This is a genomic window from Shigella sp. FJ200513 (assembly GCF_040495915.1).
GTDB lineage: Bacteria > Pseudomonadota > Gammaproteobacteria > Enterobacterales > Enterobacteriaceae > ECMA0423.
Map to the genome: position 1 here is coordinate 1 of NZ_JBDYCV010000115.1, position 11,149 is coordinate 11,149.

The 11,149-nt window shown below is 50.0% G+C and carries 11 protein-coding genes and 2 pseudogenes; 4 read left to right on the forward strand and 9 right to left on the reverse strand.

Annotated elements, in window-relative coordinates:
* Nucleotides 1-137: 137 nt before the first annotated feature.
* Together rspA and ABZJ92_RS18125 are read right to left on the reverse strand one after the other, a co-directional pair.
* The gene (gene rspA, locus ABZJ92_RS18120) at nucleotides 138-1,352 is read right to left on the reverse strand and encodes a starvation-sensing protein RspA (protein WP_005050183.1); all 1,215 of its coding nucleotides are present in this window, start codon (nucleotides 1,350-1,352) and stop codon (nucleotides 138-140) included.
* A gap of 205 nt (nucleotides 1,353-1,557) precedes the next feature.
* Nucleotides 1,558-1,884, reverse strand: a complete 327-nt coding sequence (locus ABZJ92_RS18125) for a YnfA family protein (protein ID WP_001295395.1) — start codon at nucleotides 1,882-1,884, stop codon at nucleotides 1,558-1,560.
* A 134-nt stretch (nucleotides 1,885-2,018) separates the two neighbouring features.
* On the opposite strand from ABZJ92_RS18125, the gene ABZJ92_RS18130 reads away from it, so the two are divergent.
* Together ABZJ92_RS18130 and speG are read left to right on the forward strand one after the other, a co-directional pair.
* Entirely contained in the window at nucleotides 2,019-2,360 is a 342-nt protein-coding gene (locus tag ABZJ92_RS18130; RefSeq protein ID WP_000705197.1) for a DUF1283 family protein, read from the forward strand.
* Nucleotides 2,361-2,394: 34 nt separating this feature from the next.
* Nucleotides 2,395-2,955: pseudogene (gene speG / locus ABZJ92_RS18135) on the forward strand (spermidine N1-acetyltransferase).
* A 2-nt stretch (nucleotides 2,956-2,957) separates the two neighbouring features.
* On the opposite strand, the gene ABZJ92_RS18140 reads toward speG, so the two are convergent.
* On the reverse strand, nucleotides 2,958-3,668 hold the full coding sequence (locus ABZJ92_RS18140) for a YnfC family lipoprotein (RefSeq protein ID WP_001321287.1): 711 nt from the start codon (nucleotides 3,666-3,668) through the stop codon (nucleotides 2,958-2,960).
* Nucleotides 3,669-3,775: 107 nt separating this feature from the next.
* Between ABZJ92_RS18140 and ABZJ92_RS18145 the strand changes: the two genes are divergently transcribed.
* Both ABZJ92_RS18145 and ABZJ92_RS18150 read left to right on the forward strand, forming a co-directional pair.
* On the forward strand, nucleotides 3,776-4,081 hold the full coding sequence (locus ABZJ92_RS18145; RefSeq protein WP_005050191.1) for a DUF1161 domain-containing protein: 306 nt from the start codon (nucleotides 3,776-3,778) through the stop codon (nucleotides 4,079-4,081).
* A 198-nt stretch (nucleotides 4,082-4,279) separates the two neighbouring features.
* Nucleotides 4,280-5,693, forward strand: a pseudogene (locus tag ABZJ92_RS18150) (DMSO/selenate family reductase complex A subunit); the annotation flags it as partial.
* Between the two features lie 730 nt (nucleotides 5,694-6,423).
* On the opposite strand, the gene ABZJ92_RS18155 reads toward ABZJ92_RS18150, so the two are convergent.
* The 6 genes from ABZJ92_RS18155 to ABZJ92_RS18180 all read right to left on the reverse strand — a co-directional run bounded on the left by ABZJ92_RS18155 (nucleotide 6,424) and on the right by ABZJ92_RS18180 (nucleotide 11,089).
* Entirely contained in the window at nucleotides 6,424-7,413 is a 990-nt protein-coding gene (locus tag ABZJ92_RS18155; RefSeq protein ID WP_000207512.1) for a hypothetical protein, read from the reverse strand.
* An 84-nt stretch (nucleotides 7,414-7,497) separates the two neighbouring features.
* A complete protein-coding gene (locus ABZJ92_RS18160; protein WP_000971490.1) occupies nucleotides 7,498-7,989 on the reverse strand; it encodes a hypothetical protein in 492 nt (163 codons plus the stop codon).
* 320 nt (nucleotides 7,990-8,309) lie between these two features.
* Nucleotides 8,310-8,810, reverse strand: a complete 501-nt coding sequence (locus tag ABZJ92_RS18165) for a hypothetical protein (RefSeq protein WP_000199921.1) — start codon at nucleotides 8,808-8,810, stop codon at nucleotides 8,310-8,312.
* Complete coding sequence (locus tag ABZJ92_RS18170; protein ID WP_001091024.1) at nucleotides 8,800-9,315, reverse strand: hypothetical protein; 516 nt, start codon at nucleotides 9,313-9,315, stop codon at nucleotides 8,800-8,802. The genes ABZJ92_RS18165 and ABZJ92_RS18170 overlap by 11 nt, the downstream gene beginning before the upstream one ends.
* A 430-nt stretch (nucleotides 9,316-9,745) precedes the next feature.
* A complete protein-coding gene (locus tag ABZJ92_RS18175) occupies nucleotides 9,746-10,114 on the reverse strand; it encodes a hypothetical protein (protein ID WP_000113584.1) in 369 nt (122 codons plus the stop codon).
* A 411-nt stretch (nucleotides 10,115-10,525) separates the two neighbouring features.
* Nucleotides 10,526-11,089: a site-specific integrase gene (locus ABZJ92_RS18180; protein ID WP_025724343.1), complete on the reverse strand. Its 564-nt coding sequence runs from the start codon at nucleotides 11,087-11,089 to the stop codon at nucleotides 10,526-10,528.
* Nucleotides 11,090-11,149 lie beyond the last annotated feature (60 nt).

Consider the following 11,149-nt stretch of genomic DNA (forward strand, 5'->3'; position numbering starts at 1 on the left):
GATCAACAACCTGTTTGACTGCTTCAGTTTTAAACTCTTCGGGATAACGCTTACCGCTCATGGGCACCTCTCTTTAAGCCATCTTAAATGACTCTGAGGTGTCTGTTAAACCCGTGGCGATTCAATTATCTTACTCCTTACCTGTTCCACAGCGTGCCATCTTCCAGACGTGCGACTGGTAGATAAGCAGGTTCATAGGGATATTTCGCCGCCAGCTTTTCATCGAATTCGATACCAAGACCCGGTTTGTCTCCCGGATGCATATAGCCGTTATCGAAAGTCCAGTTGTGCGGGAAGACTTCGAGCATTTGTTCGGAATAACCCATGTATTCCTGGACACCGAAATTGGGGACCCACAGATCAAAGTGCAGCGCCGCAGCCATGCAGACTGGTGACAAATCGGAAGGACCGTGTGAGCCAGTACGTACCTGATACAGCGAAGCAAAATCGGCAATCCGGCGCATACCGGTAATTCCGCCTGCATGGGTCAGCGTGGTGCGGATATAATCGATGAGTTGCTCTTCAATCAGTTGTTTGCAGTCCCAGATGCTGTTGAAGACTTCACCCACTGCGATGGGTGTGACGGTATGTTGGCGAATGAGACGGAAGCATTCTTGGTTTTCCGCTGGCGTCGGGTCTTCCATCCAGAACATGCGATAATCTTCAATGCTTTTACCAAAGCGCGCCGCTTCAATAGGCGTTAAGCGATGGTGCATGTCATGCAGCAAATGTTCATTAAAACCAAACTTGTTACGTACCGCGTCAAACAATTTCGGCATGAAATCGAGGTATTTCTCCGTCGACCACAGCTGCTCTTCCGGCCACTGTCCTTTGGTTGCGGGTTCATAAGCCAGACCTTTACCTTTCGACATGCCGTAGGTGGTTTTCATACCAGGGATTCCGCACTGCACGCGGATGGCTTTGAATCCCAGCTCCTGATGACGGGCATAATCATCCAGAGCTTCATCAATACTGTGACCGGTGGTATGGCAATAAACCATCACCCCTTCACGAGACGCGCCGCCGAGTAACTGGTAAAGCGGCATGTTGGCAGCTTTGGCTTTAATATCCCACAGCGCCATATCAACCGCTGAAATGGCCGACATCGTAACCGGACCGCGACGCCAGTAAGCACCTTTATAGAAAAACTGCCAGATATCTTCGATACGGTGCGCATCGCGACCAATAAGCCGCGGACAAAGATGATCCTGCAAATAAGAGGCCACGGAAAGCTCACGTCCATTGAGGGTGGCATCCCCAAGGCCCGTAATACCGTCCTCAGTGGTGATTTTTAATGTGACGAAATTACGCCCCGGACAGGTAACAAAAACTTCAGCCTTTACGATCTTCATGTTCGATTCCTTGCATCGCTTGTCGTGATGCATGAAATCTACGCAACTGAGCTACTGCCATACAAGTATGAAGATCGAAAAAAGCCGGAGTGATCACAAAAAAAGGCGTATATTTGCGCTGTGAATGGTTGACAAAAGATGAAATAGAATACCTTTTGTCAGCTGACACTTCCTCGTATCTTATTGATAAAATGGATTTATGTTCCTACGTGCGCCCCCAGCCCGCAACAATGATCAACATTCCGCAAAGCGCAATCAACGCACCCGTCCAGTCATAAAGACTTAGTTTCACGCCATCCACAACGCGCAGCCACATCAATGCCGTGCAGACATAAACGCCACCATAAGCCGCGTAAACACGCCCACTCGCCGCAGGATGCAACGTTAACAACCAGACAAACAGCGCCAGTGAAATCCCCGCCGGAAGCAACAGCCAGATACTGGCGTTTCGTTTTAACCACAACCAGGGCAGAAAGCATCCAATAATTTCACACAGCGCAGTAGCAAAAAATAGTAACGTTGTTTTAATCATCTTTGTCACTTATTGACATCATGTATAGTTATAGGGCGACATAATATCATCAATATAAACATCCTCCTGGTACGTTTTGCGTTCGCAGTGGATGGTGTAGAATCACCTTTAATCATTCATACAGGGAATGAATTATGAAAATCACTCTCAGCAAACGAATCGGCCTGCTCGCTTTTCTGCTGCCTTGCGCACTGGCATTGAGCACAACTGTTCATGCCGAAACTAACAAACTGGTGATTGAGTCTGGCGACAGTGCACAAAGCCGCCAGCACGCCGCTATGGAAAAAGAGCAATGGAATGACACGCGCAATCTGCGCCAGAAAGTGAATAAACGCACTGAAAAAGAGTGGGATAAAGCCGACGCCGCTTTTGATAACCGCGATAAATGTGAGCAAAGCGCCAACATCAATGCCTACTGGGAGCCCAATACTTTGCGCTGCCTGGACCGTCGAACTGGCCGCGTTATTACCCCCTAACCTGTTATTGATTTAAGGAATGTAAGGACACGTTATGCCAAGCGCCCACAGTTAAGCTACGCCCGCTGGAGCGTGAAGATTTACGCTATGTACATCAACTCGACAATAACGCCAGTGTGATGCGTTACTGGTTTGAGGAACCCTACGAAGCCTTTGTTGAACTCTCTGATCTGTATGATAAGCGCATATTCACGATCAGAGCGAACGGCGCTTTGTGGTGGAATGTGACGGCGAAAAAGCCGGTCTGGTGGAGCTGGTGGAAATTAACCATGTTCATCGCCGGGCAGAATTTCAGATAATTATCTCCCCGGAGTATCAGGGGAAAGGTCTGGCAACCCGTGCCGCCAAATTAGCAATGGACTATGGCTTCACCGTTCTCAATCTCTATAAGCTGTATCTGATCGTCGATAAAGAGAATGAAAAAGCGATTCACATTTACCGCAAGCTTGGCTTTACGGTTGAAGGTGAATTGATGCATGAGTTTTTTATTAATGGTCAATATCGTAATGCCATTCGCATGTGTATATTCCAGCATCAGTATCTGGCAGAGCACAAAACACCGGGTCAGACTCTCCTGAAGCCGACCGCACAATAGCATTAATAATAATCGATCGTATTTTTGATGGTGTAAACCCGTTCGACGGCGGGTTTTACTCCTTCATCAACAATGATCAGCTGACAGTCCACTGGATTGGCGTGACTGTCATATTCACAGCTCTGTTTTACATTACCAACTCGTTGATTATTTAGTAAAGTAACCGCTGTGTAATCTAATTTTTTGATCGGATCCGTTGATGGCGTGGCGCTGACAGATAATGTTTTGTCGTTACTTTTCGTGGTTTTACCCAGCGGATACCCCTGATCATCATAGCGATATTCCATCTGCATTTGTTTGCTGCTGGCTTTAATCACGAAGCCATTATCATCGGTTTCCCAACTCACCCCGGCAGAAGGTAATTCTGCTAGCTGGCATTTTCCCTGTAAACGTACTCTCTTCTCCAGCGTCTCGGCATCACGGTAATAATTGGCGTCCAGTACCAGAGCGACCACGGTATTATTTTCCAGATCCAGTAATTCGAGTGAATCAAAACAGCCTTCTTCCGACAAAGTCCCAGAAACACGTTTCGTCACTTCACCTTGCTCATCCATTAATGTCTGAGTGAAATCTTTTACCGGACCACGCAGCGGATCAAAATCGAATTCATTAGAGAAACTGGCCATCTCAGGGGTAAATGAAAGTGTTACCTCTGTGCGGTCACATCCTGTGAGGAATATCGCGAGTAAGCATGGTAGTAATTTGTATTTCACAACAGTCACCAGAGAGTAGAGATGATTCTCAATCATAGTAGCAAATACAGTACTTTACACGTTAAATGCTATGCTTAAAGAAGTTATCTTCGCGTAAGGAGCTTATGATGAAACTCTCAACCTGCTGTGCCGCGCTTCTGCTCGCCCTCGCCTCACCCGCGGTACTCGCCGCGCCGGGATCTTGTGAGCGCATACAGAGCGATATATCACAGCGCATTATCAATAATGGCGTACCCGAAAGCAGCTTCACGTTAAGTATTGTACCCAATGACCAGGTTGATCAGCCTGATTCCCAGGTCGTCGGGCATTGCGCTAATGATACGCATAAAATTCTCTACAACCGCACCACCAGCGGTAACGTCTCTGCTCCCGCGCAGTCTACCCAGGATGGCGCGCCTGCCGAACCGCAGTAACACATTATCGACTGAACGCCGGATATGACACATCCGGCGATTTGAACATACAACATAATCTCACCTTATTACTCATACCCTTCTATTGATGTGGATTAATAATTCTTAACCCAAAATGGGTAGACTCCCTCTATTGTTAGCGCGCTAAATATTCAATGTATAAACATTTATATAACAATAAAGAACAGGGAGTGAGTTATGTCCAAAAATGACCGAATGGTGGGCATCAGCCGCAGAACACTCGTTAAATCAACCGCGACAGGTTCTCTGGCGCTGGCTGCAGGCGGTTTTTCTTTACCGTTCACCCTGCGCAGTGCAGCGGCAGCGGTACAACAGGCCAGCGAAAAAGTGATCTGGGGTTCCTGTTCCGTCAACTGTGGTAGCCGCTGTGCACTTCGTCTACATGTTAAAGATAATGAAGTGACCTGGGTGGAAACTGACAATACCGGCAGCGATGAGTACGGCAACCATCAGGGTACGCGCCTGTTTGCGCGGTCGCTCCATCCGCCGGCGTATTAATCATCCCGATCGCTTGAATGACCCAATGAAACGCGTGGGTAAACGCGGTGAAGGCAAATTCGAACGGATTAGCTGGGATGAAGCCCTGGATACTATCGCCAGTAGCCTGAAAAAAACCGTCGAACAATATGGCAATGAAGCTGTATATATTCAGTACTCTTCGGGGATTGTTGGCGGCAATATGACCCGCTCTTCGCCATCAGCCTCGGCGGTCAAACGCCTGATGAACTGCTACGGCGGTTCACTCAATCAGTATGGCTCCTACAGCACCGCGCAAATTTCCTGTGCCATGCCCTACACCTACGGCAGTAATGATGGCAACAGCACCACGGATATTGAAAACAGCAAGCTGGTCGTGATGTTTGGTAACAACCCGGCAGAAACCCGCATGAGCGGTGGTGGCATCACTTATCTTCTTGAAAAAGCGCGCGAGAAATCGAACGCCAAAATGATTGTTATCGATCCGCGATATACCGATACGGCTGCCGGTCGTGAAGAGGAATGGCTCCCTATTCGCCCGGGCACCGATGCCGCGCTGGTTGCGGGTATTGCCTGGGTATTGATTAACGAAAATCTCGTTGATCAACCTTTTCTCGATAAATACTGCGTCGGCTATGACGAAAAAACCTTACCCGCAGATGCACCCAAAAATGGTCACTATAAAGCCTATATTCTTGGTGAAGGTGACGATAAAACAGCAAAAACGCCGCAGTGGGCTTCGCAAATTACCGGTATCCCGGTAGACCGTATCATCAAACTGGCGCGTGAAATTGGCACAACAAAACCCGCTTATATCTGCTAGGGCTGGGGGCCGCAACGCCAGGCAAACGGCGAGCTGACTGCACGCGCTATTGCTATGTTACCTATTTTGACGGGCAATGTCGGCATCAGCGGCGGAAATAGTGGCGCGCGTGAATCGACCTATACCATTACGATAGAACGCCTACCGGTGCTGGATAATCCGGTCAAAACGTCAATCTCCTGCTTCAGCTGGACGGATGCTATCGATCATGGCCCGCAAATGACGGCACTCCGCGACGGTGTCCGGGGCAAAGATAAACTGGATGTGCCCATTAAGTTCATCTGGAACTACAAGGACTTGAAGCGGACCCTTAGTAGGCCTGAGGTCCTGCATTGAGTCAAGACCTTGTGTCATTCTTTGTGCCAGACTTGTGTCATTAGACGGGATGTCTAGACGGCTGGTCAGGACCCTCCGGTGGCCTCGGTCTGGACTTGAGGCGGGCTATGGGGGAAGTCTGCTGGCTTAATGTATTAGATGGTCATTCACATTTTTCTGTCAGAAACCATCGGTCCCACTGTGAGTACAAACCTAAGCCCCCAGAAGCCCACCCACAGCCTTAGACAGAGTGTCGAATACATTCACACCGAGTCGACCGGAGAGGACCATATAGAGGCCCACAGAGAGGAACACGAGTTTATAGACCAGAGTCAGGAGGGACCTTAGGTCTTCGGAAGTCATGGACATAAAGCCCCCCCCTATCTTCTATTGCACTACCGCACTAGACAACTAGTACAAAACAAAGGCCCAGACCATTGGTCCAGACCGTAGTTAGTTAATCACAGTGACAAGCCACCACCTGAAGTCCTGCTGATATTCAGTCCAGACTTACCTCTGCTCATGGTCTTACCTCCCTCGGTCTCCTGACCTTGGGTATCGACTACAGCTTGCTGAGCGTCATCTGGAGGAGCTACAGGAGGAGCTACAGGAGGCGGGACCGAAGCCCCACCTTGAGTCCCACCACCACCTGTCAGGCCCTTGGCGATGGACCTGAAGCCTTTACTAATGCTCTTACCCATTGGTCTTACGCTTCGGTCTTGGTGAACTTCAGGCGTTTGACTACAGGCAGGACGGCAGTAGCTGAGCCAGTGCCCATCTTGATGGTCGTAGCAGCTTCAGCGACAACGAACACTTTACCGAGGATTTCCAAGTCGTGGGACTGAGAGTCGCCATCACGTGAAAGGACGACCGTAATATTCTCACCGTCGTGACGGAAGCAGCCGAAGCTCAGGGCCGTGAAGCGTTTAGCCAGCATGAATACACCCTTGTCTTCACCGTTGTAATAGGCGATGTCTGTCCCCAGCATATCGACGATAGCGTCTTCACCGGAGAAGCCTTGCTTAGCAGCCAGACGGGACAGTGCTTTCAGTTGGCTCTCATGAGCGATAATACCGTAGTCAGACACCTCAGAACCGAAAGAAGACTCTGTGTTCTCATACAGAGCGTCCATGATAGCGTCTGCCTTAGCGGTCAGGCTACCAGTCAGGACAGGAAGCTCTACGGTCTTCAGCAGCTTAGAGGATTCCAGAACGTCGACCATGCGAGCGTTGATGGTACGGACCACATTCTCACAGATGTTCATAGCGTCCTGCTGAAGTGTGCCCTGAGTGAATCCGGTGGATGACTTGGCGTCCCAGAGCTTGGTCTGCTCAGAGATGAGAATAGCCTGCTCGATTGGTTCGACCACGATTTCTTGTCCAGACGGAACGGTCACGACTTCAGGTCGCTTGCCACCACGGACAGGAACGACCACAGAGCGGTCAGCCAGAGTGTGAGCAATGATTGGGGTCGGTAAGCTGTTACGGGTCGGCAGGACTTCTACAGGGAACGGGATGTTCTCTTGAGCGTCTTTAAGTACACCGTTCAGCATAGCCTTAACCGTCTTAGCTAACTGGAGGGCATAGACCTGCGGGTCAGCGTTAGTCGGCAGACCTTCATTGACCTGAATGTTGTCGGTATCGGTGATGCGTACTGGCTCAATGCCAAACTGGAAAGCGTCTTTAATCGTAGTCATAATAATCAATCTCCTAAATTAGTTTAAATACTGTGAGTCCTCAAAACTGAGGAGTCCCTAACATCGGGTCAGGGACTGTGTGTTTTACAAGCTGTCCATCCAGTTACCGCCTGACTCAAGGTCAGCGACAATAGCGGCACGGGAGCGACCAGCGGAATGGGTAGCACTGCGGAGGCTCTCACCATAGGTCCGGCGTTCAGCTTTGACCTGTTCGCGGCGCTGTAGCTCTTTCTGCCACTCTGCATCGGTCATGTTCTCTTCACGCATACGCTCAGCCTGAAGTCGTTGCTCTTTAGCGATACGCTCAGCTTCAGCTCGTTTGTTCATCTGGCGGCGACCATAGGCGGTCATCAAGTCATTACTGAAGAAGTTGCCAATGGTCACGCCAGCTTCAGCCAGAGCTTCCAGTAACTCCATTGCCTCGCGGCTGGTAGACGGCAGGCCTGACAGGTAGCCCGGAATGAGGGTCTTGATAGCGAGCGACAGCGGATAGGGCTGACCGTCCAGACTCACAGTGTTTTCATAAAGGTTGATGTCGGTGACTGACAGCTTCCAGTTGTTGTTGTTGAACATCATAGGTAATTCTCCTCTTGAGAGTTGAGACTATCGGTATCGCAGACGCAGTAGCGCCTACGGGTCTCCCCGCATCGGTCATCTCAAAAGGTTTAAAATTAGGTTTGGTATGGTCAGGACTGCTTAGCAAAGGCTCGGCGTAACTGATTGTCTAAATCACGGTCCACCAGCATAGCTATCAGCTCGTCTCGACTGTAGTAAGGGCGCTCAGGGTCTTCGACTCCAAGTCTCAGCAGAGACAGCAGATGACGTGTGGGCAGGCCACGGTAACGAAGGGTCGCTTTGCCGATAGGTGTACGAGGGTCAATCATAGCCATGATTACTTACCTCCACTCACAGCGACCAGCGGTCACAGCTTGATAGTCTGAATACTCAGCCTGTGAGACTTCACGTCCGGCGATGTAGAGGCCTGTGCCATGACGCTGGATGAATTCCTTGGTCTCCGGCTTGATGTCCTCAGCAGACGCTACAGCAGACTGCACGGTGGCGCTGGAGGTCATAGACACGAAGGCTCGGGTTACTGCCAGTCCGTACCCAAGGTCCAACCACCGACCGAACTCTATAGCGGCTACTGGGTCAGCCAGCCACGAGGTCCCTAAGTGACCCATGTTAATCTTTTTAACAAACCCGTTTTCTGGGTTGGTTAGACTTCTACCAGCCTTGGTCCTCATGAAGCGAGCAACCTCGGTACTACGGTTATCTTCTACCTTACCAATCTGAATGCCTACCCGGCGTATCTCATCCAGTCGAAACAATCCGTCCTGACTGGTGATGTCCTGACCGAAGATATGAATGGTGTATTCCTGCTTATTGTCAGAAGTCATAAGAGGCACCTCCCGCCAGAGCTTCGGCAAAGGACTTGAAGCGCTGTTCTTGGTCAGCTTTCGCCTGAAGGCGTTCGGCATCAGGTGGGACCAGCTTATCAAAGGTGCCGTTTTCGTAATCTTCAGTTAGGACCTGAAGGCGGCGGGACCATTTGCTCTCCACCTGCATCATCGCGTTAGAGATGTGCTTCAAGTCGGCATCAGAGCGTGACGCTATCCAATCCATCTCTTCTGAGTCACCCTCACAGGTGTAAGGATTGTTGAAATAGAAGATGTCCTGCAGGCCACGCTTCAGCTCTTCCTCGGTGTGTGTCTGGAGGTATGACTGGATAGGCTCCGCGTACATCTCCCGGATTTTCTCATAGTCCCAGTCTTCCGCCTGGGCATACCATCGGGATAACTTCAGCAGGTCTAAGTTATAGCGACAGCAATCGACACTGGACTCTGCATTGGTCAGCAGGATGATTAAGAACTGGCGGTTAGTTACTGGTAATTCGGTATTCATACAAAGATGCTCCTTTGGTAAAGCACTTTCTGTCTCCACATGGAGTCCGCACCATTCAGACGCATCCTAAACGGACCCATCAGAAAGTGCTTAACGAAAGTGAATGGTTAAATGTTGACGGTCTGGAGTGACCATGTTCTCCATGTACGTATAAAGGTGCGACCGCATGTCAGGACGAGCTGTAAGGACTCCAGATGGTGAGCGGTGATAGACTTAAGCCAATGTAGTGAGTAGACGAGCTACTAACCGAGACGACTAAAGAACGCTAACGAGCTGGAGGTCGATACAGGAGGTCTGTCAGAGGCGGTCACGGGCCTTGATTACTTAGGAGAGATACTTAATGTCGGTTGACCAGATGCTCGCATGTTCTGACGCATCAGACTCAGAGGCGGAGGCTGGTCTCCCTATAGTGATAGTTTAGGGTCCGTAATCATGAACCAGCTTTACTGGCGTGGTACTGGACGGATTTACTGGCGCTGACGACGGTAGCATAGACGTAGCGAGCGTAGCGAGTTGAAACCATAGGTTCACCCAAGGCAACACGCTTACGGCTCAGGGACTCCTGCACAGCGCTTACAGTTAATGTGTCGTGCGTTAGTAGTTGGGTCAGAATCAAGTATGGGCTGACAGGCTTGGTATTGCTTGCCATTGATTCGTTCAGGCGACCAGCACCAGTAAGGACATCATCCAGCCAACCACTCAGGTCGCCCTGACCATCGAATGACAGCAGGTCCCCGCAGTGCTGCTGCAAGTAGGCTTTGGTGAACGTGTTGTCGTGAGTTGCGATTGGTCGTGCCATAGAGTATCTCCTGTAGTTGAATTAGTTGGTTCCCCTATAGTGATAATCAAGTCCATCACTGGTGATGCATACAGTAGCGCGACAGGATGTGACTCACAGGTTGAACCGAATGTCAAGGACTAAAGACGCCTCAGGAATTAAGGAAGTATATATAAAGAGAGACCAGAGGCGACTCACAGTTAAACAGGAATGTCAAGAGGAGACCATAGGAATTTGGAGGGACTGGAGTTTAGGACGCAGTTTAAATAAGACCACAGACAGACTTAGAGTCGGACAGCCGAAGGCGGACCAGTGGGCCTATAGTCAGGAGGGATTATGATTATTATCACCCTCCCTAACTTCAGTCAGACTTCAGTGACCCAAGGTCTCAACCATCAAGCCGTATATGGTCTCCACCTTGGGTCTCCCTACTTAAAGTAAAGCTGTCTTAAGCACATCAGCCAGCCTACCCACAGCGTGTCCTTTCCCGTACAGGTCATACGTAATTGACTGACTGCTGTGACCTAAGATGCCTTGAGCGTCCACCAGATTGACTCCACGCTCTTTCATTCGGGTCGCCAGCCAATGTCTCAGACTGTGGAGAGAGACATCCTGAGAGTCTCCTAGGGCCTCAGTCAGGACCCTTGAGTTAAACCAGCTAGAGTAGGCGCTCGGAGTCATCCCGAAGAGAGGACCCTCATCAGGCTGCATGTCTACCCACGACAGGAAGGACGTCAGGTCAAACCCATAAGCGCCATCGGTTAACGGCACAAGTCGGACTGAATGTTTGTTCTTCACAGACTTCCCGTCCCCATCTTCATTGATGTCGATACAGACCAGTCCATTGTCCAAGGTTACAATGTCACGTTTAGTCAGGTGGCAGACCTCAGCAGACCGAGCGCCAGTGACCACAGACACCAGAGACGCCCATCTACGGGCCTCAGAGGTCGTGTGAGCCGTGTGTCGTGTGAACTGATACTCTGAAGTGGTCAACAAAAACTGGCCACCGAGTTAGAGTTTTTCCAGTATCGATTTTCCGATTCGTTTGGGGGTAAC

Excerpts from the sequence above, each read along its gene's own strand:
- rspA (WP_005050183.1), bottom strand. The coding sequence starts at position 1,352 with ATGAAGATCGTAAAGGCTGAAGTTTTTGTTACCTGTCCGGGGCGTAAT.
- ABZJ92_RS18125 (WP_001295395.1), bottom strand. The coding sequence starts at position 1,884 with ATGATTAAAACAACGTTACTATTTTTTGCTACTGCGCTGTGTGAAATT.
- ABZJ92_RS18130 (WP_000705197.1), top strand. The coding sequence starts at position 2,019 with ATGAAAATCACTCTCAGCAAACGAATCGGCCTGCTCGCTTTTCTGCTG.
- ABZJ92_RS18145 (WP_005050191.1), top strand. The coding sequence starts at position 3,776 with ATGAAACTCTCAACCTGCTGTGCCGCGCTTCTGCTCGCCCTCGCCTCA.
- ABZJ92_RS18155 (WP_000207512.1), bottom strand. The coding sequence starts at position 7,413 with ATGACTACGATTAAAGACGCTTTCCAGTTTGGCATTGAGCCAGTACGC.
- ABZJ92_RS18160 (WP_000971490.1), bottom strand. The coding sequence starts at position 7,989 with ATGATGTTCAACAACAACAACTGGAAGCTGTCAGTCACCGACATCAAC.
- ABZJ92_RS18165 (WP_000199921.1), bottom strand. The coding sequence starts at position 8,810 with ATGACTTCTGACAATAAGCAGGAATACACCATTCATATCTTCGGTCAG.
- ABZJ92_RS18170 (WP_001091024.1), bottom strand. The coding sequence starts at position 9,315 with ATGAATACCGAATTACCAGTAACTAACCGCCAGTTCTTAATCATCCTG.
- ABZJ92_RS18175 (WP_000113584.1), bottom strand. The coding sequence starts at position 10,114 with ATGGCACGACCAATCGCAACTCACGACAACACGTTCACCAAAGCCTAC.